The organism is Comamonas sp. CMM02, from assembly GCF_014851485.1.
Classification (GTDB): Bacteria; Pseudomonadota; Gammaproteobacteria; order Burkholderiales; family Burkholderiaceae_C; genus Comamonas; species Comamonas avium.
This window is the reverse complement of sequence record NZ_JACUZW010000004.1, coordinates 139,263-160,811: the sequence shown is the minus strand read 5'-3', so window position 1 is coordinate 160,811 and position 21,549 is coordinate 139,263. Positions and strand designations below refer to the sequence as shown.

Annotated in this window: 20 protein-coding genes and 1 riboswitch; of the genes, 7 read left to right on the top strand and 13 right to left on the bottom strand. The window is 61.7% G+C overall.

The window, feature by feature from the left end:
* The first annotated feature begins 217 nt into the window (after positions 1-217).
* Positions 218-391: riboswitch (yybP-ykoY riboswitch) on the top strand.
* Between the two features lie 23 nt (positions 392-414).
* The 4 genes from IB213_RS14315 to otnI all read left to right on the top strand — a co-directional run bounded on the left by IB213_RS14315 (position 415) and on the right by otnI (position 3,668).
* The gene (locus IB213_RS14315; protein ID WP_191721926.1) at positions 415-993 is read left to right on the top strand and encodes a TMEM165/GDT1 family protein; all 579 of its coding nucleotides are present in this window, start codon (positions 415-417) and stop codon (positions 991-993) included.
* 110 nt (positions 994-1,103) lie between these two features.
* Complete coding sequence (locus tag IB213_RS14310; RefSeq protein WP_191721925.1) at positions 1,104-2,234, top strand: homoserine O-acetyltransferase; 1,131 nt, start codon at positions 1,104-1,106, stop codon at positions 2,232-2,234.
* Entirely contained in the window at positions 2,231-2,815 is a 585-nt protein-coding gene (gene metW, locus IB213_RS14305) for a methionine biosynthesis protein MetW (RefSeq protein ID WP_191721924.1), read from the top strand. The genes IB213_RS14310 and metW overlap by 4 nt, the downstream gene beginning before the upstream one ends.
* A gap of 49 nt (positions 2,816-2,864) precedes the next feature.
* A complete protein-coding gene (gene otnI, locus IB213_RS14300) occupies positions 2,865-3,668 on the top strand; it encodes a 2-oxo-tetronate isomerase (RefSeq protein ID WP_192407370.1) in 804 nt (267 codons plus the stop codon).
* 147 nt (positions 3,669-3,815) lie between these two features.
* On the opposite strand, the gene corA is transcribed toward otnI, so the two are convergent.
* From corA to tsaB, 4 genes are all read right to left on the bottom strand, one after another.
* Entirely contained in the window at positions 3,816-4,802 is a 987-nt protein-coding gene (gene corA, locus IB213_RS14295; RefSeq protein ID WP_191721922.1) for a magnesium/cobalt transporter CorA, read from the bottom strand.
* 209 nt (positions 4,803-5,011) lie between these two features.
* Complete coding sequence (locus IB213_RS14290; protein WP_192407368.1) at positions 5,012-5,833, bottom strand: uracil-DNA glycosylase family protein; 822 nt, start codon at positions 5,831-5,833, stop codon at positions 5,012-5,014.
* Positions 5,824-6,351 (bottom strand): ribosomal protein S18-alanine N-acetyltransferase, encoded by a 528-nt coding sequence (rimI, locus tag IB213_RS14285; protein WP_192407626.1) that lies wholly within the window; start codon positions 6,349-6,351, stop codon positions 5,824-5,826. The genes IB213_RS14290 and rimI overlap by 10 nt, the downstream gene beginning before the upstream one ends.
* A complete protein-coding gene (tsaB, locus tag IB213_RS14280) occupies positions 6,351-7,049 on the bottom strand; it encodes a tRNA (adenosine(37)-N6)-threonylcarbamoyltransferase complex dimerization subunit type 1 TsaB (protein ID WP_192407366.1) in 699 nt (232 codons plus the stop codon). Before tsaB ends, rimI begins: the two co-directional genes overlap by 1 nt.
* 124 nt (positions 7,050-7,173) lie before the next feature.
* On the opposite strand from tsaB, the gene dacB reads away from it, so the two are divergent.
* A complete protein-coding gene (gene dacB, locus IB213_RS14275; RefSeq protein WP_192407358.1) occupies positions 7,174-8,592 on the top strand; it encodes a D-alanyl-D-alanine carboxypeptidase/D-alanyl-D-alanine-endopeptidase in 1,419 nt (472 codons plus the stop codon).
* A gap of 134 nt (positions 8,593-8,726) precedes the next feature.
* Here the strand turns inward: dacB and IB213_RS14270 are convergent, their stop codons facing one another.
* From IB213_RS14270 to purE, 3 genes are read right to left on the bottom strand one after another with little or no spacing between them, the layout of a single operon-like run.
* Positions 8,727-9,725 carry an L-threonylcarbamoyladenylate synthase gene (locus tag IB213_RS14270; protein ID WP_192407348.1) on the bottom strand — a complete coding sequence of 333 codons (999 nt, stop codon included), beginning with the start codon at positions 9,723-9,725 and terminating at the stop codon, positions 8,727-8,729.
* Positions 9,726-9,736: 11 nt separating this feature from the next.
* On the bottom strand, positions 9,737-10,915 hold the full coding sequence (locus IB213_RS14265; protein ID WP_192407346.1) for a 5-(carboxyamino)imidazole ribonucleotide synthase: 1,179 nt from the start codon (positions 10,913-10,915) through the stop codon (positions 9,737-9,739).
* The gene (gene purE / locus IB213_RS14260; protein ID WP_191721916.1) at positions 10,912-11,409 is read right to left on the bottom strand and encodes a 5-(carboxyamino)imidazole ribonucleotide mutase; all 498 of its coding nucleotides are present in this window, start codon (positions 11,407-11,409) and stop codon (positions 10,912-10,914) included. Before purE ends, IB213_RS14265 begins: the two co-directional genes overlap by 4 nt.
* A 244-nt stretch (positions 11,410-11,653) precedes the next feature.
* Here purE and trxA point away from each other — a divergent pair, with 244 nt between their 5' ends.
* On the top strand, positions 11,654-12,610 hold the full coding sequence (trxA, locus tag IB213_RS14255) for a thioredoxin (RefSeq protein ID WP_192407344.1): 957 nt from the start codon (positions 11,654-11,656) through the stop codon (positions 12,608-12,610).
* Positions 12,611-12,729: 119 nt separating this feature from the next.
* Here trxA and IB213_RS14250 read toward each other — a convergent pair whose 3' ends face one another.
* Both IB213_RS14250 and IB213_RS14245 read right to left on the bottom strand, forming a co-directional pair.
* Positions 12,730-13,767, bottom strand: coding sequence for a tripartite tricarboxylate transporter substrate binding protein (locus IB213_RS14250; protein ID WP_192407337.1), 1,038 nt, complete (start codon positions 13,765-13,767; stop codon positions 12,730-12,732).
* Positions 13,768-13,780: 13 nt separating this feature from the next.
* Positions 13,781-14,266, bottom strand: coding sequence for a hypothetical protein (locus tag IB213_RS14245; protein WP_191721913.1), 486 nt, complete (start codon positions 14,264-14,266; stop codon positions 13,781-13,783).
* Positions 14,267-14,476: 210 nt separating this feature from the next.
* Between IB213_RS14245 and IB213_RS14240 the strand changes: the two genes are divergently transcribed.
* Positions 14,477-15,433, top strand: a complete 957-nt coding sequence (locus IB213_RS14240; RefSeq protein ID WP_192407335.1) for a nuclease-related domain-containing protein — start codon at positions 14,477-14,479, stop codon at positions 15,431-15,433.
* A gap of 88 nt (positions 15,434-15,521) precedes the next feature.
* Here IB213_RS14240 and IB213_RS14235 read toward each other — a convergent pair whose 3' ends face one another.
* Genes IB213_RS14235 through IB213_RS14220 form a run of 4 tightly spaced genes read right to left on the bottom strand, consistent with a single transcriptional unit; the run spans position 15,522 to position 21,416 of the window.
* Positions 15,522-16,046: an NUDIX hydrolase gene (locus tag IB213_RS14235; RefSeq protein WP_192407333.1), complete on the bottom strand. Its 525-nt coding sequence runs from the start codon at positions 16,044-16,046 to the stop codon at positions 15,522-15,524.
* Positions 16,047-16,106: 60 nt separating this feature from the next.
* A complete protein-coding gene (locus IB213_RS14230; RefSeq protein WP_191721910.1) occupies positions 16,107-16,637 on the bottom strand; it encodes a GNAT family N-acetyltransferase in 531 nt (176 codons plus the stop codon).
* Positions 16,638-16,645: 8 nt separating this feature from the next.
* Positions 16,646-17,677 carry a two-component system response regulator gene (locus IB213_RS14225; RefSeq protein WP_192407331.1) on the bottom strand — a complete coding sequence of 344 codons (1,032 nt, stop codon included), beginning with the start codon at positions 17,675-17,677 and terminating at the stop codon, positions 16,646-16,648.
* Entirely contained in the window at positions 17,661-21,416 is a 3,756-nt protein-coding gene (locus IB213_RS14220; RefSeq protein ID WP_192407329.1) for a PAS domain S-box protein, read from the bottom strand. Before IB213_RS14220 ends, IB213_RS14225 begins: the two co-directional genes overlap by 17 nt.
* Between the last annotated feature and the right edge of the window lie 133 nt (positions 21,417-21,549).

The window sequence follows — 21,549 nt, the reverse complement described above, 5'->3', positions numbered from 1 at the left end:
CGATGGAGCCCTAACCGAAAGCCAACTTATCGTGACCTACCTTAGAGACGCAAACGCACTTGCTCATGTGCTCTCGCACCCGTGAACGAGGCCATTATGATGCAAGCTTTCACGCAGACAATGGGGTTTTTGTCAAATTTGTGCTCCTATACAACAAAGCCCCGGGGTAACCCGGGCTATCCCGCCGCCAAAGATAGTTATTGCAAATCGCTACAATAGCTTCGTCCTTGGGGAGTAGTTCGTTTGGTGTGCAATGCACCAAAAGCCTGCATCAACATACTTGGCGCTCAGCGCTATGGTGCCGGCGGTTTGAAAAAGCTGAACAAGACCATTGACCATCACCGTATCCATGGCTGGACGCGGCGACGGTCAATGCGTGTTGAGTCCAGCCATATATAACAACTCCCGATCCACATGGAAGCTTTCCTCGTCTCGACAGGCATCGTCGCCTTGGCTGAAATGGGCGACAAAACGCAGCTGCTCGCCCTGATTCTTGCCGCCCGTTTTCGAAAACCCTGGCCCATCGTTTTGGGGATCTTTACGGCAACGGTGGTCAACCACGGCTTGGCTGGAGCGGTGGGGGCCTGGGTGAACACCATGATCGGCCCCGATGTGCTGCGCTGGATTTTGGGCCTGTCCTTCATTGCAATGGCCATCTGGATGCTGATTCCCGACAAGCTGGACGATGAAGGTGTCTCGGAGCATTCGCGCTGGGGGGTGTTCGGCACCACGGTGGTGGCCTTTTTCCTGGCCGAAATGGGCGACAAAACACAAATTGCAACGGTGATGCTGGCCGCGCAGTACAACGCCTATCTGTGGGTGGTGCTGGGTACCACTTTGGGCATGATGCTGGCCAATGCTCCCGTGGTGTGGCTGGGCGACAAGCTGGTCAAGAAAGTCCCGATCCGCATGGTGCATATCATTTCCGCAGTGATTTTCCTGGTGCTTGGCGTGGTGGCTTTGCTGGCCAAAGGGGTGCCGAGTTTGGCATAATGAACTTCATGCGCTGATTTGCTTCTGCTTGCGGGCGCTTTACAAATACTGCTAAAGACGAAACCGCATCTCCAAACCCGGCCTCGTTTTTAGCGATGCCGGGTTTTTTTATGTCCTTCATCGCCACACCACAATTCATGCATTTTCCGGATGCTCTGCAGCTGCAAAGCGGCAGGAGCATCCGTGACTACACCCTTGCGTATGAGACCTACGGTCAGCTCAATGCTGACAAGTCCAACGCCATCCTTGTCTGCCATGCGCTGAATGCGTCGCACCACGTTGCAGGTGTTTACGAGGGGCAGGCCAAAAGCGAAGGCTGGTGGGACAACATGATTGGCCCGGGCAAGGCGGTGGACACCAACAAGTTCTTTGTCATTGGCGTCAACAACCTGGGTTCGTGTTTTGGCTCCACCGGGCCCATGCACACCAATCCGGATTCGGGTGCCGTGTACGGTTCGAGCTTTCCGGTGCTGACGGTGGAAGACTGGGTGAATGCGCAGGCGCTGCTGCTGGAGCGTCTGGGTGTGCATCAGATGGCGGCGGTACTGGGCGGCAGCCTGGGCGGCATGCAGGCGCTGAGCTGGACGCTGCAGTATCCCGAGCGCATGCGCCATGCGGTGGTGGTGGCCAGTGCCCCCAACCTGAATGCTGAAAACATTGCCTTCAATGAAGTGGCGCGACGCGCCATCGTGACGGACCCGGACTTTCATGGCGGCGACTTTTATGCCCATAACGTGGTGCCCAAACGTGGGCTGCGCATTGCCCGCATGATCGGGCACATCACGTACCTGAGTGATGACGTGATGAACCAGAAGTTTGGCCGCGCTCTGCGCGACGGCCCCGGCATCAAGTTCACCACGCAGGACATTGAATTTGAGATTGAAAGCTACCTGCGCTACCAGGGCGACAAGTTCAGCGGCTACTTTGACGCCAATACCTACCTGCTGATCACGCGGGCGCTGGACTACTTTGACCCGGCCAAGAAGTACGGCGGCAGCTTGAAAGACGCATTGGCGCGCAGCATTGCCAAGTTCTTCCTGGTGAGCTTCACCACCGACTGGCGTTTTGCACCCAACCGCAGCCGCGAGATGGTGCAGGCCTTGCTGCAAAACGGCCGCGATGTGAGCTACGCCGAGATTGATGCACCCCATGGCCACGATGCTTTTTTGCTGGATGACCCACGTTATCTGGGTGCCATGCGCGCCTACTTTGAAGGTATTGCCAAGGAGTTCACCGCATGACCGCTACCCCTACGATGCAAGCATTGGCTCAACTGGTACCACAAGGCGCGCGCGTGCTTGACCTGGGCTGTGGTGATGGCAGCTTTCTGGAGTATCTGCAGCGCGAGCGCGGCTGTACGGGCTATGGCGTAGAGATCGATGACGCCAATGTGCTGGCGTGCGTCAAGCGTGGCATCAATGTGCTGCAGCTCAATCTGGATGAAGGGCTGGCCATTTTTGAGGACAGCAGCTTTGACATGGTGCTGCAAATCAATACCCTGCAGCACTTGCGCAATGCGGAAACCATGCTGCGTGAAACGGCGCGCGTGGGCCGCATGAGCGTGGTGAGTTTCCCCAACTTTGCACACTGGCCCAACCGCTTTTCGGTATTGCGCGGGCGCATGCCTGTGACGCGTCATCTGCCCTACCAGTGGTATGACACGCCCAACATTCGCGTGGGCACGTTCAAAGACTTTGAGGTGCTGGCGCACAAGAATCGCCTGAACGTAGTGGACGCATTTGGCTTGAAGGAAGGCCAGGTCATTCGCACTTTGGTCAACTTGCGGGCCAGTACGTCGGTTTTCTGCCTCGAACGCGGTTGACCGGCAGGGCGGGATTGTCCGCTGAACGTGAAGTTTTCATCATGCACCTATGCCCCGATTTGCTGCCAATTTGTCGCTGATGTACACCGAGCTGCCCTTTCTGGCCCGCTTTGCGGCGGCTGCCAGAGATGGGTTCAGGGCGGTGGAATATCTCTTTCCCTATGCCTATCCTGCGCAGGAGCTGGCACAGGCGCTGAACCAGCACGGACTGCAGCAAGTGCTGTTCAATGCTCCGCCGGGCGGGCGTACCGTGCAGGACATGGCCCGGGCTTGGGACGGCGGCATGCGCGGCACGCTGTGTCTGGCCGGGGAGGAAGACAGTTTTCGCCTCGGGGTGTGGGAGGCGCTGCGCTATGCGCAGGTGCTGCAATGCCCACGCATCCATGTAATGAGCGGCCTGGTGCCGCCCGGTGCTGCGGCGCAGGCGCTGCGCAGCACGGTGCTGGCCAACCTGCGCTGGGCTGCACAGACCGCGGCGGATGTGGGCGTGGAGGTTCTGATCGAACCCATCAACGGGCGCGATATGCCGGGCTACTACCTGCAAACGCAGGACCAGGCGCACAGCCTGGTGCAAACCGTGGCGGCGCTCAATCTCAAGGTACAGATGGATCTGTACCACTGCCAGATCATGGAGGGGGATGTGGCCACCAAGCTGCGCAAATACCTTCCTACCGGGCGTGTGGGCCATATCCAGATTGCGGGCGTGCCTGAGCGCCATGAACCCGATATGGGTGAGCTGCACTACCCCTACCTGTTCGATGTGATCGATACCCTGGGCTATGCCGGCTGGGTGGGGTGCGAGTACCGCCCGCGCAATGGCACCAGCCAAGGGCTGGGCTGGATGGCCTGCTGAGTGTGAGCGTTGAGCTTTGGGGCGTGCTGTGCGCCCATGAATTCATTAAAAAGAGCACTCAGCGCTTGATGGGTATAGTTTTCAGATACTTTTGATGCTGAAAACCATTGCTGATAAGCGATGACAGCTCTCTTTTTTGGGCTGTGGTTACTTGAGCCAGCCGCGCTTGCGGAAATAGATCATGGGACCCAGCGCGCTGGCCACCATCAGGATGATCACATACACGTAGCCGTACTCCCATTCCAGCTCAGGCATGACTCGAAAATTCATGCCGTAAACGCTGGCAATCAGCGTCGGTGGCAGCAAGGCCACGCTGGCCACCGAGAAAATCTTGATGATCTTGTTCTGGTTGATGTTCAGAAAACCGACGGTGGCGTCCATCAAGAAGTTGATCTTGTCGAACAGGAACTGCGTGTGGCTGTCCAGCGATTCAATGTCGCGCAGAATCTGGCGCGCATCTTCAAACTGCTCGGCGTTGAGCATTTTGCTGCGCATCATGAAGCTGACGGCGCGGCGCGTGTCCAGCATGTTGCGGCGGATGCGGCCGTTCAAGTCTTCCTGGCGGGCAATGTCAGACAGCACGGTCTGCGCATCGCTGTCGGTTACGCTGCCTTCCAGCACTTGGGCGCTGACCTTTTTCAGGTCGTCGTAAATGCCTTCCAGCGTATCGGCGGAGTACTCGGCGTCGGCATCAAACAGCTTGAGCAGCACTTCCTTGGCTTCTTCAATCAGGCCGGGAGCGCGGCGTGCGCGCAGGCGCAGCAGGCGGAAAACGGGAATGTCTTCTTCGTGGATGGAAAACAGCACGCCGCAGGAGTTGAGCTCGGTGTTGTGCTGGTTCAGGATAAACGCCACGCGCACGCTGCGCGGGTCATCTTCGTCGTCCACCAGAAAGTCGCTGCGAATGTGCAGCTCGCCGTTGTCTTCTTCGTAGAAGCGGGCCGACTCTTCAATGTCTTCGTCGGTGGCGTCTTCCGGAATGGACAGGCCGTAGTGCTGCTTGATCCAGCGTTTTTCTTCCAGCGTGGGCGACTCCAGATCCACCCAGATGGGCTGAAACTGCGTGAGTTCTTCCAGTGATTCGATTTCTTCCTGAACCAAACGGCCGTTGGACAGCGAGAAGATGTTGAGCATACGGCTCTCCCAAATGTTGTTGTGGCTTTAGCAGGGGGATGGTTGGGTGCGCTTCCCATCCTTTCACCTGCAGCACAAGGCCCGGGAGAGAGGAGGGAAGCTACCGACTAGGGTAGGTTTCCACAGAGATATCTCGAGAAGATGACAAGCCCGCAATTATGCCGGGCATGCGCCAGCTGTGCATGCGTCGTACTTGGCGGGAGGGGCAATTAAGCGGCTGGGGGAGGGTGCAGCGCATGGGCGCGGCACAAGTCGGCCCAGGCTGCAGGTTTTGCGTGCGGAGAACGCAGCAAATAGGCCGGGTCATAGCTGACCACGGCGGGGGTGTGGTGAATCTGGTGCACCTGGGCACGCAAGCGGCCCAGTGCCTCCTGGCTGCCGAGCACCGCACGGGCGGTGTGCATGCCCAGTACCAGCACGCGCGCAGGGTGTGTTTGCTGCACGCAGGTTTGCAAGCACGGTGTCAGGGGCTGCCAGTCGACAGGTGCTGCCGGCAGGCTGGCCACTGGCACATCGTCTTGCCCGGGGCGCTGAACGCTGGCAATCCAGACATGCCGGCTGTGGTGCAGGCGCAGAGCGCGCAGCATGTTGTTGAGCAGTTTGCCGGTGTCGCCCTCCAGCGGTGTGGCTGGGTTGGCGCACTCCCAGATGACCAGCCAGGCATTGTCGGCACTGCCGCCTGTGGCCTGCGGGTAGGCCTGCACGGCGGGCGACATGCGCCATTCAGCGCACGGAGTCGCTTCAGGGGCGGGCGCTGGGGCGGCTGCAGGGGCTGCAGTGTGTGTGGTGGGTGTCGCTGTCGGTGCAGTCACTGCAACTGCAGCGGCTGGCGCCCCGGCATCAGGGGCGGGCACGGCGGGGGCCAGCACAGGTGCAGGCGAGGTCTCTACAGCCGTTGCGGCTACCGCTGGGCGCTGCGCGGCGGCCATGGTCACCACCGCAGGGGCGGTGGCGGCAGGTTTGGGCAGCCAGACGGTAATGCCCATTTCCTGCAGCATGGCGCGTTGGCGAGTGTCGAGGGTCAGGGCCATAGGGGAAGATTCATCAAGATGGCAGTCTCACGTTCGCCATGGTGCACCGGATAGTACTTCTTACGGGCGCCGACCTGGGTAAAGCCATAGCGTTCATAGAGGTGGCGGGCGCGGGTGTTGCTCTCGCGCACTTCCAGCCACAGCCACTGTGCATGGGCCGTATGACGGCTCCAGTGGGCCAGGGCGTCAAGCAGCTCATGGGCCAAGCCTTGGCCCTGGTGGATGGGCGACACCGTGATGTTGAGCAAATGCACTTCGTCGAGGATTTGCATGGCGATGAAATAGCCCAGCACTTCGTCACGCTGCATCAGCACGCGGGCGTGGTAGCCGCTGCGCAGTGCATCGGTAAAGTTGCCTGGTGACCAGGGGTGACTGAAAGCCACATTTTCAATAGCCAGCACGGTCTCCAGCAGCGCATCGGTCAGCGCAACCAACTGGTGGCCCGCAGCGACGGGCGGCAGCACCGTGCTGGGCACGAAGGTGGCGGCGGTAGAAGGCAATGGAGCGTGGCTGTGCATCATGCTTGGGTAGAAGCTTCGGCAGCTTGGCGTTCTGCCTCGCGTTCTGCGGTGGTTTTTGCCACCTTATCGCGGATGTACAGCGGCAGCGCGTAGGAAGCATCGACCAAGTGACCGTCGGCAATCATCCGAGGTGCCATGCGCAGCAGTGCGGTGGCCGTGGGCAGTGCGTGCAGATGCTGCGCAGCGGGTGCCAGACGGTCTGGATAGGCGGTGTGGGCATTGCCAGCAACAGCCATGCCCACAGGGATTTGCAAGGCCTGCGGCGCGCACAGACCGAGCTCGTGCGTGGCTTGCCAGCAGCCATCCACCCAGTGGTAACCGGCATGGTAGACCTCTGACATGCGGGCATCCAGCACCGCCATCACGTGGGTGACGCCGTGCTGGTGGCGTGCTTCTTCTGCCACGGCCAGCAAGGTGTCAATGGGCAGCAGGGGCAGGTCTGCGCCCATGGCCAGCCCCTGGGCAATGGCACATGAGGTGCGCAGGCCAGTGAAAGAACCGGGGCCACGACCAAAGACGATGGCCGTGAGGTCAGAGAACTTCAAGTCCAGCGCTTGCAGACCTTGCTGAATGCTGGGAATCAAGGTGGCCGAAGAGTTGGCTCCGCCTGCCGCCTGGTGTTGCCACAGCTGATCGCCACGCTGAATGGCGATGAACAAGGTGTCGGTGCTGGTGTCAAAGGCAAGCAAATTCATGGGGCAGGCTGCAAAAAAGGCCGGGCGCACCAAGGCGCCAAAGCCTTCAATTATCGGTGGCAGCGCCGGGCTGTGTGCAGGGGCGCTGCCAAAACCGCGCAGGCCGCCCCTACACTTGGCAGCTATGTCTCAAACCCTGTTGTGGCGCAGCCTGCGCCTGTGTATGGCCGCAGCGGCGCTGGCCAGTGCTGGTGGTGTGCTGGCCCAGTCGCTGCCCGCCCCCGTCGAAGCCGCCTTGGCGCGCGCCCAGATTCCCCGCGAATCCGTGTCTTTCTATGTCGCTCCAGTGGAGGGGCGCAAGCCCGTGCGCATGGCCTGGCAGGCGGCAACGCCGATGAATCCAGCTTCTGTGATGAAGCTGGTCACCACCTACGCTGCGCTGGAGCAGCTGGGCCCCACATATGTGTGGCGCACGCCTGTGTACCTGGATGGGGTGGTTGACAAAGGGGCTTTTCGGGGCACGGTGTACATCAAGGGCGCAGGGGATCCCAAGCTGGTGTCCGAGCGCCTGTGGCTGATGCTGGGCCGCTTGCAGGGCATGGGCGTGAAAGTGATTGTGGGCGACATCGTCATTGATCGCACCGCCTTTCAGGTCAATGGGCACGACCCCGCAGCGTTTGATGGTGAGCCATTTCGCCCCTACAACGCAGGGCCCGATGCGCTGCTGGTGAACTACAAAACACAGGTGCTGGGGTTCATTCCAGACCTGGCTGCTGGGGTGGCCCGCATTCACTATGAATTGCCCATGGGGCAACTTCAGTCACCCGCCAGCGTGCCGCTGGCACCGCAAGGTACGGCATGTGGGGACTGGCGCACGCAGCTGCAAGCCGACTGGAGTGACCCGCAGCGCATTCAGCTGGGCGGGCGTTACCCGGCCAGCTGTGGCGACAAGAACTGGCCCGTTGCGCTGCCGGACCCCCACAGTTTTGCGCTCAAAGCCGTTGAAGGCATGTGGCGCAACATGGGCGGGCAAATCACGGGCAGCGTGCGCGACGGGGTTGTGCCACCGGGTCTCAAGCCCGCGTGGGAGAACCAGTCGCCAGCGCTGGCCGAGGTGGTGCGCGATATCAACAAGTTCAGCAACAACGTCATGACACAGCAGGTGCTGCTGACGATGGGCAAGGAACGGCTGGGCAGCGGCAGCTTTGAAGCGGGGCGTACGGCGCTGTCACAGTGGTGGCAAATGCGCTGGCCGGTGGCCGACATGCCGGTGGTGGAAAACGGTGCAGGTCTGAGCCGCAGTGCCCGTATCAGTGCGCAGGCGCTGGGGCGCATGCTGCAAGCGGCATGGGCATCGTCGGTGATGCCGGAGTTTGTCTCCTCGATGCCGATTTCCGGCATGGACGGCACCTTGCGCCGCAGCAAAGCCAGTGCCAATGCGCACCTGAAAACCGGCTCACTGCGCGACACCAATGCGCTGGGGGGCTACGTCTTGGGCAACAGCGGCCAGCGCTATGTGCTGGTGGCCATGGTGAACCACGCCAATGCGGGCGCTGCGCGGCCCGTGATGGATGCGCTGGTGGACTGGGTGGCGCAAGACTGAGTATTCAGCCCCTGAGGCGCTGCGCGCCTTCCCCTCTCTACGCGCTTTGCGCGGGAAGGGGACGCCACCTTCGCTGCGGGGCGGCCCTTGCTCGGCGTTTTGGGGTTGGAGTGTGCCAGTTGCTAGGCGCAGGGCTAACCCGCCGCCGCTGCGCGCTGCAGGCGATCGCGCACGCCTTCCCAGTCGCTGGTCTCGGGTGGGGTTTCAATCCAGATGAGCTGGATGCCCATTTCGTCAAAGTCGCGCAGCGTGCCAAACAGTTCACGCGCGGCTGCCAGTGCTTGCTGGGGCATGGCCCGCAGGTGCACACCTTGGGAGGCGGATGTGAGCGCACTGCGGTGGTAGACCGCAATGCGCGAGCCGTCTGCACCCAGCAGGTCGAGGGCCGACTGCAGTTGCCTGGCTGGCATCAGGCGCACTTTGGCGTTCGGGGCGTAGTGGGCCAAAAGTGTGCCGGAGGCCCGTGGGGTATTCGCTTGCAGCTCTTCTTTGGAGAGTGGTCTCTGGCCGCAGACATGCGCAATATCCTCCCGCGTGATGGCTCCGGGGCGCAGCAGCACGGGTACACCGCGTGTGCAGTCGACGATGGTCGATTCAATGCCCACCTCGCAGGCACCGCCATCCAGCACCAGCAAGTCATCCCCAAATTCTGTGGCGACATGCTGTGCGGTGGTAGGGCTGACGCGGCCAAACTTGTTGGCGCTGGGGGCCGAGACGCCCCACACGGGTGGGGTCAGCACCTGGCATGCACGCAGCACCGCATGTGCCACGGGGTGTGAGGGACAGCGCAGGCCCACGCTGTCTTGCCCGCCGGTCGATGCCCTGGCGGCATGCGGCAGGCGCGGCAGGATCAGGGTGAGCGGGCCGGGCCAGAACGCATCGATGAGTTGCTGCGCAAACAGCGGCACTGCTTTGGCGTAGTGCGTGATGGCCTGGGCATCGGCCACATGCACGATGAGTGGGTGGTTGGCAGGGCGCCCTTTGGCCGTAAAGATCTGGGCTACGGCGCTGTCGTTGTCTGCATCGGCCGCCAGACCGTAAACCGTTTCCGTGGGCAGGCCGAGCAGCTCACCGCGCTGCAGGGCAGCAGCAGCGGCGTGCACCGAGGCGTCCAGCGTTCCATCCAAAATCACGTGCGGTCCTCTTAAAACGCGGCAATGCCGAGAATGCCGGCAGCTTTAAGTGCCGTGGCGCGCACCTGCTCGGGCGTGGCGGCGGTGATGTTCAAGTGCCCCATCTTGCGGGCGCGCTTGGCATCGACCTTGCCGTACAGGTGCAGGTGGCAGCCGGGCAGGGCCAAAATCTGGTCCCACGCGGGGGCTTGGGCCGTGTCGCTGTCCTTGAACCACAGATCACCCAGCAGGTTGAGCATGATGGTGGCACTGTGCTGGCGCGGCTGCACCAGCGGCAGGTTGGTCATGCTGCGCACCTGCAGCTCAAACTGCGACACATCCATGGCGTTCTGGCTGTAGTGGCCGCTGTTGTGCGGGCGCGGAGCAATTTCGTTGACCACCAGCTGGCCGTTGTCCAGCACGAAGAACTCCACGCACAGCACACCGACATAGTCCAGACCGATGGCGACCGATTTCGCTGCGGTAATCGCCTGCTCGACCTGTGTGGCAGGCAGGTTGCCCTCATACACCTCGGTCACAGCCAGAATGCCGTCGCGGTGCAGGTTGCGCTGCACGGGCAGGTTCACGATGGTGCCGTCACGGCCACGCGCCACGATGACAGAGCATTCGTGGGCCAGTGGCAGCATTTTTTCCAGCACACAGGCCACGCGGCCCAGCTCTTGCCAGCCAGCCACCAGTTCAGCGCGGGTTTTGACGCGAATCTGGCCCTTGCCGTCATAGCCCATGCGGGCTGTTTTCAAGATGCCGGGCAGCAGCGCATCGTTCACGGCGGCCAGTTGCTCGGGCGACTCGATCACGGCGTAGGGCGCGCAGGGCACGCCGCACTTCACAAAATGGGCTTTTTCAGCAGCACGGTCCTGGGCGATGGCCACCGATGCACCGGCGGGCGACACGGGCAGGCTGGTCGCCAGCTGGTTGAGCGCACCCGCAGGTACGTTTTCAAACTCGGTGGTGACGGCTGCACACAGCTGCGCCAGCTCGGTCAGGCCCTGCGGGTCTTCATAAGCGGTGCGCACATGGTGGTGGCTGACCAGCCCTGCAGGGCTGGTGGCGTCCTGATCCAGTACGGCGGTGAAATAGCCCATGGCTTGCGCGGCGTGCGCAAACATGCGGCCCAGCTGGCCGCCACCCAGTACGCCCAAAGTGGCACCGGGCAGGATCACCTTGCGGGTGTCGACAGGGGCGTTCATACGGCGACGGGGGGCAAAGTCATGGCGCGGGCTGCGGCTGTTTGCTCGGCGCGAAAGGCCTCCAGCTTGGCGCGCAGTGCGGGGTCTTCGTTGGCCAGCAGGGCCACGGCGAACAAGGCGGCGTTGGCAGCACCTGCAGCGCCAATGGCGAAAGTGGCCACAGGCACGCCCTTGGGCATTTGGACGATGGAGTGCAGTGAATCGACGCCTTGCAGGTGGCGGCTGGCCACGGGCACACCCAGCACGGGTACGGGGGTCTTGGCGGCAATCATGCCGGGCAGGTGGGCAGCGCCGCCAGCCCCTGCAATGATGGCTTTGAGGCCACGGCCCGCAGCGGCCTCTGCGTAGCGGAACATGTCGTCAGGCATGCGGTGGGCCGAAACCACTTGCGCTTCGTGGGCGATACCGAATTGCTGAAGGATGGCAACTGCGTGCTGCATGGTGTCCCAGTCGCTGCTGGAACCCATGACCACACCGATCTGGATGGAGTTCATGTTCTCTCTCGAGGGCGCTTGCGGCCCGGCCTAGTGGAAGCTGCGATTTTACGGGTAAGCCCCAGACACACAGGGTTGCGGGGTCGTCTGCCCCTGCGCGGGCTTGAAATCTGGTGCCCGGCGCTTATCTCTGTAGCTGGCTGGCACGAATGTGCACTTGAATTGCTAGAGAATGACGCGTTGTACGCCTGCAAGGCGCTGATCAATGGCTTGCGCAGTGTGCGCACTGCACTGGGATGGATACATGATTGATATCACCGTAGAGAATTTTGAATCTGAGGTGGTTGCCGCCTCCATGGCAACGCCCGTGCTGGTCGATTTCTGGGCCACCTGGTGCGGCCCCTGCAAAACGCTGGTGCCCACGCTGGAAAAGCTGGAGGCTGCCTACGCAGGCCGCTTCAAGCTGGCCAAGGTGGATGTGGACGCCAACCAGCAAATTGCCGGCATGTTCGGTATTCGCAGCGTGCCCACCTGCGTGCTGATGGTGGGTGGCAAGCCGGTGGATGGTTTCATGGGTGCACAGACTGAAGGTCAGGTGCGTGAATTTCTGGACAAGCACCTGCCTTCTGAGGGCGAGCTGATGGCCGAGTCCGAGGTGGACGAGGCCCAGCAACTGATCGAATCGGGTGACACCCAGGCTGCCCTGCAAAAGCTGGCCGATGCACTGACCGCTGACCCCAGCAACGATGATGCGCGCTTTGACTATGTGCGCCTGCTGATTGCCAGTGGCGACTACGAGCAGGCCGCGTCCTTGCTGCACGAGCCGCTCAAGCGCATTCCCAAGCCACTGCAGTTTGAAGCCCTGCAGCACTGGCTGCAGTGCATGCTGTTTGTGCAGCAAGACGAGCGCGGCAACTGGGAGCTGGCGCAGTTTGATGCCGCCATTGCGCAAAACAAGCGCGACTTTGACACCCGTTTTGCCAAGGCGCAGGTGCTGGCGGCAGAAGGCCAGTGGACGGCTGCCATGGACGAGCTGCTGGAGATCATCATGCGCGACAAGGAATGGAACGGACAGGTTGCGCGCAAGCTGTTTGTTGGCATTTTGGAACTGCTGGCTCCGGCCAAGCCCAAAAAGCCCGATGCCGTACCCGGCAAGACAGCCGGTGGCATTGAACTGCTGGGCAAAAACACTGCCGAGCAAGACCAGGCCACGGCGCTGGTCAACAGCTACCGACGCAAATTGAGCATGGCGCTGAACTGACGCCGTAGTTGCCAGACGCGCAGCCTGCACTTGGCAGAGCAGAGTTTCTGCGCACAACGCAAAGGCCACCTTCAAGGTGGCCTTTTTGCCTTTCTGATCAGTGTGTGTATGCCCGCGTATCAGCGCGCTTTGGCTGTTTGTTCAATGCGGCCCAGCACCAAAGCCCAGCGTTGCTGCTCATGCTGCACCAGCTGTGCAAAGTCTTGCGGGCGTTCGGGTGCCTGGGCCTGCAATGCGGCATAGCGCTGCAGCACCGCAGGCTGGGCCTGCACTTGCACAATGGCGGCCTGCAGCTGGGCCACGATGGCCTCGGGTGTGCCAGCAGGCGCCATGAAGCCGCTCCATGGCACGACCGTGGCATCGCTCAGGCCCTGCTCGCTCAGCGTGGGCACTTGGGCCAGTGCCGCCAGGCGTGTGGGTGCCGCCACAGCCAGGGCGCGCAGCTTGCCACTTTGGATGTGCGGCAAGGCGAGCGTTGTGGTCAGCGGGGCGATATGCAGCTGGCCATTGATCAGGTCGGTAATGAACGGTGGCTGGCCCTGGTAGTTGATCTGCGTGAGCTGTATGCCCGCAGCGGCAGCCAGTCGTTCCAGCCCCAGGTGGTTGGAGCTGCCTTGCCCCGGGTTGGCAACGTTGAAGGCCCCGGGCTGCTGGCGAGCCTGTGCAAGAAAATCGTGCAGTGTGTGCCAGGGGGCGGAGGCTGGCACCACCCACACATTGGGCGTGCTGCCGATGCTGGCCACGGGGACAAAGTCGCTGGTGCGGTAACGGGTGCTGCTGTCGGTCAATGGGTTGATGACCGTGAACATGGAGCCGATCAGCAGCGTGTAACCGTCGGGCGTGGCCTGGTGCACCGCATGGGCACCCAGGTTGCCATTGGCGCCGGGGCGGTTTTCTACGATGACCGGCTGGCCCCAGCGCTGGGCCAGTGCATCGGTGACTGCGCGGGCTGTGACATCAATCACACCGCCTGCAGGGTAGGGCACGATCACTTTCAGGGGACGTGCGGGATAGGTGGCCGCTTGCTTGGCCTGGGCGGACAGAGGCAGGCCCAGGCCTGCAGTGGTGAAAGCCGTGCTGGCCGCTATGGCGCTGTGCAGCCAGCTGCGCCGCGACAGTGTGCGCTGGGCACTTGGGGCAAAGAGTGGGCAGGGCATGTCAACGGGCTCCTCAGAAAGCAGCACCGGGGGCCAGAATGCCGGCATAGCTGGAGCGCGACTGCACGCCCCAGTGGCCGTTGTGCAAGGTCACTACATACAGCGCCTGGTAGGACTGCTGGGCGCGATGGTGCGTGTCGTAGCGGGTGAACTGCAGCGCAAAGTGCACCTTGGTGGCGTCTGCCTGCACTGGGCGGATGAAGTCCCAGCGGCTGTAGGCCCAGCCGGTTGCAGACAGCGGGGCCAGGTCATTGCTGGCGGCATAGTCGAGTGCGTTGTCCCAGACGGTCACTTGCTCTCCCGCAAAGCGCACATGCGGGTAGTTCATGACCTGGGCCCATGCATGGGCGTCACGGGCGTTGAAGGTGCGCAGAAAGTCCTGCAGCACCTGCAGGCCTGCGTGAACGGCAGCCTGTGCTTCAGGGGCTGTAATGCCCTGGCTGGCCAGCAGCAGAGACAGGGTGTCAGGAGTGGGCAACGGGGCATCGCGGTCGGTCATCAGGCGCTTCTTTCGGCTGGCAATATCAATGAATGCCACTGTAAGAAGCCACTGTGTTTTCTAAAACGAATGATTTTTTGTTTGCTCATGAGGCAAACATCTGAGCGTTGAGTGCGCCACTGCATGGTTTTTCTGAGCCGAAGGGTGAAGGAGCCCTTGCGGCACCGTTTTCATGGCCGCTATGCTCTGCAGCCAACAAAGGGGGCAGGCATGGCGACAGTGTTGCAGCAGGTGCAGGGGGTGTTGTGGATGTGGGTGGTGCTGGCCGCTGGCGTGGCGCTGCTGGCCGGGGTGCTGCGTTCACCCCGGTTCAAGGGCTGGTGGGGCGAGCGCAAGGTGCAGCAATGGCTGGCACGAGATCTGAACCCGCTGCACTACCACTGCGTGCACAACGTCACCCTGCGGCTGGCCGATGGAAAAACTACCCAGATTGACCATGTGGTGGTGTCGCCGTACGGCCTGTTTGTGCTGGAGACCAAGCACATGCAGGGCTGGATTTTTGGCTCAGAAAAACAAAAGAAATGGACGCAATCCATTTACAGGCACCGCACCGCTTTTCAAAACCCGTTGCACCAGAACTGGCTCCACATCATGGCTTTGCAGCAAGTGCTGCAGGTGCCGCTGCAGCACCTGCACTCGGTGGTGGTGTTTACGGGCCATAGCCACTTCAAGACCGAGATGCCCGCGTGTGTCACGCAAGGGCGCGATTGCGTGGCTTTTATTCAAAGCCATACCGAGGTGGTCTGGACCGAGCAGGAGGTCGCGCAGTGGCGGCAAGCCCTGTCACAAAAAAGGCTGCAGGCCACACGTGCCACGCACCGTGCGCACGTAGAAAATGTGCGTGCACGCCATGCTGCGCCGCGGCCCAAGGTGCCAAGCGGCAAGACGGCTGGCGCTGCGGTTTCTGCGCCTGTACCCGTTGCTGCACCCATCGCACTGCGCAGTACCGAACCCGAGCTGTGCACGGAGCCCGTGCTGCGCACCGAGCCATTCGCGCCGTTAGTGCCGCAACCTGCACCGTTGCATGCAGCGGATTGTCCGCAGTGCGGCAGCAATCTGGTGCACCGCAGCTTGCCGGACGCAGAAGGCGCATCGCGCTATTTCTGGCGCTGTGCGCGGTTTCCGCACTGCCGGTTCATGCGCGCAGAATTGCCGGAGGTGGTATGAAAAAGAGAGCTGTTGGCGTAATAAATACAAGCACTTCAGCATTAAATGATGCTGAAGTGCTTATTTGGTAAGCGTTAACCACTCTCTTTTATTTAAGGCTGGAGAGTAAATCCTGCGTATGCGGCGTAGGCTCTGGCACGCTGTAGATGCTGGGGTCGGCCTGAATCAGGCTGACATCAAAGCGCTGCCCCGCCAGATAGTCGCGCACCGATTGCAGCACCACGGGGCTGCGGTGCAGGTGGGCGCTGGCGTGCAGCTCTTCCAGCGAAAGCCATACGGTGCGCACGATGCCTTCATCGAGCTTGCGGTGCACGTGGTACATGCCCAGCTCACCGGTGAATGCAAAGCGCATGTAGGTGATGTCAGAGCCGGTGCGGGTGCGGATGAACCGGTTCATGTAGATGCCGATCAGCGCCGTGGGGGTGAAGCTGTGGGCCGTCTCCTCCAGTACTTCGCGCACGCAGGCCTGCACAGGGGTTTCGGCAGGATCCAGGTGGCCGGCGGGGGTATTGAGGCGCAGGCCATCGGCCGTGTGCTCTTCCACCAGCAAAAAACGCTGATCACGCTCGATCACGGCCGAGACCGTGACATTGGGTTTCCATCGGTTTGGCATGCGCGCATTATGGCGATGCCATTTGCAGCGCCTGTCAGTCAATCGCGCAACTGTCAGAAATTAGAGCGTTGCCGTCATGTACAGAGCACCGTCACCATAGGTTTTAAGGTGCATGAACTGTTGCTCATCCATCACGGGGCATACAGAAAAGCCTTGACGTTCCCAATAAGCCTGTGAACCCTGCACCGACACCAGCGCAGCGTGCTGCAGGCGGCGCTGGCGTGCGCGTGCAAACAGGTGCTGCACCAGATGGCGTGCCACGCCTTGGCCCGCCAGTTGCGGCAGTACCGACATGTCGTGCAGGTACAGCACCTGCGTGGCAGTGGCAGGGGGCGTGAAAGCGCCGTCCAAAGGCGTGATCTTGCCGGGGCTGGACCAGTAGGCCGCCAGGTAGGCGCTCAAGGTCTGCTCGCCAGTGCGCACCACGCCAATGGAGCACTGGTGCGGGCAGGCCAGGCGCTGGGCAAAGACAGCGCGGCTTTCCAGAAAATCATCGCCATAGCAAATGGTTTGCACGTGCAGCAGGCTATCGACATCGTGTGCGTCCAAAGGGCGCACCGTCCAGGCAGAAGGCAGGGCAGACACAGTCATGCCCTGCATTATCCAAGGCAGTCGGCAGTCACGGGTTCTGGCGCTTCATCTTTCCAGCGCTGGCGGATGGTTTCCAGCTGCTCGCGCAGGGACAGGAAGACGGGAACCAGATCAGGGTCAAAGTGCAGACCCGCCTGGCTCTGGATGTGCGCCATGGCGCTGTCGACCGACCATGCGCGCTTGTAGGGGCGCACGGAGGTCAGGGCATCAAAGACATCGGCAATGGCCACAATGCGCGCTGCCAGCGGTATGGCGTTGCCGCGCAGGCCTGCCGGGTAGCCCGAGCCATCCCACTTTTCATGGTGGGTCAGGGCGATGCTGCGTGCCAGTTGCAGAATGCCGTTGTCGTCTTCGCCCAGAATTTCAGCACCAATGGCCGGGTGCTGGCGCATGATCTGCCACTCGCTGTCGGTCAGGGGGCCGGGTTTGAGCAGCACCGCATCAGGAATGCCAATCTTGCCCACATCGTGCATGGGTGCAGCGTGCAGCAGCTCGTCGGCCCATTCCGGGCTGCAGCCAATGGCCAGCGCCAAGGCATGCGAGAAGTGGCTCATGCGCAGCACATGCATGCCGGTTTCGTTGTCTTTGTATTCGGCAGCACGGCCCAGGCGCTGCACGATGTGCAGGCGTGACTGGCGCAGGGCTTCGGTTCTGACCAGCGACAGGTGCGTGCGCACGCGTGCCAGAACGATGGGTGCACGCACTGGCTTGACGATGTAGTCCACGCCGCCGGCATCAAAGCCCAGGGCTTCATCGCCCATCTCGGACAGGGCCGAGACAAAAATCACCGGAATGTCCTGCGTCTGCGCACTGGCCTTGAGCTGGCGGCAGACTTCGTAGCCGCTGAGCGTGGGCATCATGATGTCCAGCAAGATCAGGTCAGGCCTTTGTTGCTGCACCAGTTGCAGGGCCTTGGCGCCATCGGTGGCAAATTGCAGGCGGTAGGTCGTGCCCAGAATCTGGCGCAGTACATGCAAGTTGGTGGGTTCATCATCGACCAGCAGCAGGCGGGGCCTGCGGTCTTCATGGCTGGGCAGCATGGAACGTATTCCTGAGATTGTGAGGGGTGGGGGACAGCGATTGCGCCAGCGTTCGCACGCAGTGCAAGGCATGGTCCAGATCAAAAATATCTAGCGCAGCTTGCAGTGCTGCGGTGTCTGCACGGGGCAGCAGCAGGCTCAACTGCTGCAGTGCATGGCCATCGATTTCGCCGGCCTGCAAGGCGCAGTCCATGCGCTTGAGTGCCTGACCTATCTGTGCGCAGTCTGAGCTGGAGAGGCCGGCAATAGCGGCAGGGGGGGCAGCGGATGCATGTGCTGCATGAACGGACTCCGTGGCGCGCAGTAAGGCCTCCACATGTGCCAGCGCTGCAACCAGTTTGGGCAGCTGCTTTTCGAAAGCCACCGTGTCGCTGTTGCGGCTGTCGTGTTCCATCTGTTCGAGCACGGCGTGCAGCTGCAGCAATGCCAGATTGCCAGAAGCGCCGCGCATGCGGTGAATGATGGCGGAGACTGTCGCCCAGTCCCCATCCTGCGAGAGACTGCGCAGCTCCGGCACACGGTTTTGCTGCTCTGCCATGAAGCGTGTCCATGCGGCGCGCAAGGGGCCGGGGCCGCCCCACAGCTGCAGTCCGCTGCGCCAGTCTGCCACCGTGCCATCCATGGGGTGCTGCGTGTTCACAGGTGCCTGGTGTGCGGCGGCAGTGTCGCTGCATGGATCTGTGCGTGCGTGCAGCACACGTGCAATCTCCTGCATGAGTTTGTGAGGCTCCAGCGGCTTGGCCGCAAAGCCATTCATGCCAGCTTCATCGGAGGCACGGCGGTCTTGCTCCAGAACGCTGGCCGACAGCGCAATGATGGGAATGGAGGCGTGAGCGTGTGCAGCTTCCCAGGCGCGGATCGTACGTGAAGCTTCCAGCCCATCCATGTGGGGCATCTGCAAGTCCATCAAGATGAGGTCAAACACTTGCGTCTGGCGCAGCTGTACGGCTTGCAGTCCGTTGTGCGCAAGGTCCACCGTGTGACCGTAGCGGCGCATGACCACCTGCAGCAACTCCAGGTTTTGCGGCACATCGTCCACACACAGAATGTGCAGCGCAGGCAGTGGGGCAATGCTGGCAGGCGCGATGCTTTGAGGCGCTTGCCCGGCAGGCAACGGAAGGCGGACATGAAATTGCGTGCCAGCACCCACGCGGCTGCGTATGCCGATATCGCCCCCCATCAACTGGGCCAGCTGGCGGGAGATGGTGGTGCCCAGCCCGGTGCCGCCATAGCGGCGGGTGGTCGATGCGTCGGCTTGCGCGAAAGGGGCAAAGATGTGCTCCAGCTTATCTGGTGCAATACCAATGCCCGTGTCCTGAATGTGCAGGTGCAGCATGTTCTGGTCGTAGGTCACATCCAGGCGCACATGGCCATGCTCGGTGAACTTGACGGCATTGCCCATCAGGTTCGTCACGATCTGCTGAATCCGCAGAGCATCTCCACGCAGATAGCGGGGCACATCGGCATGAATATCCAGCTGTAGCTGCAAGCCTTTCTTTTCGGCCTCAATGCGCTGGGCTCCGACCACCAGATTGCACATGTCGGCGACAGAGAAATCATCGAGCTCTATCTGCACGGCGCCTTTGTCCAGTTTGGCGGTATCCAGAATGTCGTTGAGCAGGCGCAGCATGGAGCGGGCAGAGCGGTACACCGTCTCCACATAGCGCTCTTGGTTGGGGCGCAGGGGGGTGTCAAGCAATGCTTCCGAGAACCCGATGATGGCGTTCATGGGGGTTCGAATCTCGTGACTCATATTGGCCAGAAAGGTGCTGCGGGCCGCAGCGGCTGCCTCGGCTTTTTCCTTGGCTTGCAGCAGCTCCTGGGCCAGGGTGCGGCTGGCGGTGATGTCCGTGAGCAGCTGGGTGATGCGCAGCGGTTTGCCACTGGCATCCAGCAGGGGGCTGAATGTGGTCTGTACCCACAGCAAACGGCCATCCTTGCTGCGCGCCTGGCACTCAACGCTGACATGTTCGCCACGCTGAAGCGCCAGCCAGATGTCAGCATCTTGAGCCTGCACCTGCGGCGAGTCGACACAGAACATGCTGAAGTGTTCGCCCTGCACATCGTCAAGCGTGTAGCCAAAGAGCTGGAGAAAGTTGGGGTTGGCGGTCAGAACGTAGCCATCCAGGCTGTAGTCAATAACGGCCACGGCCCGGTTGATTGCGGCGACCGTGCCTTCAAACTCTGCGTTGCGTGCCTTGGTCTCGGTGTGGTCGATCAGTACGCCGTCAATCCATCGCGCATGACCGTGGTCGTCATAGACACAGCGACCGCTCTCAGTCACCCAGCGCAGACTGCCGTCACGGTGGCGCAGCCGGTACTCGTGGGAGTAGGCCACGCCGGATTCCAGCGCTTCACTGACCGTGCGGTGCAGGCCGGCAATGTCTGCCTGCACAAGCAACTGCTCCATGCGCTGGGCCTGGGCCATCAGGGCTTCGGCTGGCCAGCCCGTCAGTGCTTCCACCGGGGTACTCAGGAACAGGGGGGTCCATGACGTGTGGGGGGCGCGACGAAACGTGACGCCCGGAATGTTGCTGATCAGTGTGCGCAGTTGTTCTTCGCTTTGGCGCAGCGACTTTTCCATGGTCTTTCGTTGGCGCATGTCCGTCAGAAAGCCCACAAACAGGGGTTGGTCGGCCATGGTGGCGCGGCCTACAGCCAGCCGCACATCAATCAGATCGCCATTTTTGTGCAAGGCGTGTACTTCGCGGCCTGAACCGATGATGCTGGTGTGACCAGTTGCCAGGTGGCGCTGCAAGTAGCCATCGTGCGCCTGCTGGTGGGGCGCAGGCATCAAGGTGCTGACATTGCGGCCAATGACCTCCTCTGCTCGCCATCCCAGCAGGCGCTGCGCTGCGGGGTTGAATGCGCAGATGCGGCCATCGCCCTCAATCATGACGATGCCGTCCACCGCAGTATCGACCACAGCCTGCAGGCGTGCTTCACTGCGCTGAATCTGCGCAAACATCTGGCGCCAGCGCAGGGCGATATGGCCGATCAGAATCAGCAAGCCAATCAGCAAGCCAATGGCAGCGGTGGTGGTAAGCAGCGTCCAGGGGCCATCCAGCGGCACGGTGCCCAAAGGGTCAGGGCCCACGGGCAGGTAGATGGCATCCATGGCGATGTAGTGCAGGCTGGCCGTGGCCAGCCCTAGCACGGCCCCACTGAGCAGGGTGATGTGCAGCGGCTGGGCACCAATGTCTTGCATGCGGCGATACACCACCACGGAGAACACGGCAATGGCGGTGCCCAGCGCCAGTGCCAGCGCCAGGCCTAAGGGGGCGTAGTACATCGAATACGAAGCTTCAGACGAAGCCATGCCCCAAAAGTGCATGGCCGCCACCCCCAGACCCAGCGCTACGCCACTCAGGAGCACCGTGCTCCATGGCGGGTTTTTGCGTTGCAGGGTGTGCACAAGCAGCCACGCAGCCGCTAGGCTGGGAAGCGCAGACAGGGCGCGGTGCATCGTGGAGAAATCACTGGTGGCGCATGGCGTGAAAGCCAGCATGCCGATGAAGTGCATGGCCCATACGCCGCCGCCCAGCATGACGGCTCCGGCGGTCTTCAGGAGCTGGCCTGCCCATCTCTTTGTCGCCTGTTGTGCCAAACCTGCAAGGTGCAGGGCCAGCATGGCGGTCATGATGGCTACCGCGATGGAGAGCGCAACGAGTGGTGGGTCCATCCATGCCCATTGCATGGGCACGTAGGCAGTATCGTCAGTGAGGAAACGGATCCACATACAGGGGCAGACAGGGCAGAAAGATGCAGGATATTGCCTCGTTTTTTCTTCTCTGTAGGAGTTAACTTACAAAGAAAACAAGGGCATTCACTGATTTGTCGCAACGCATGCACAGGCATGCGGCATAGGCAAA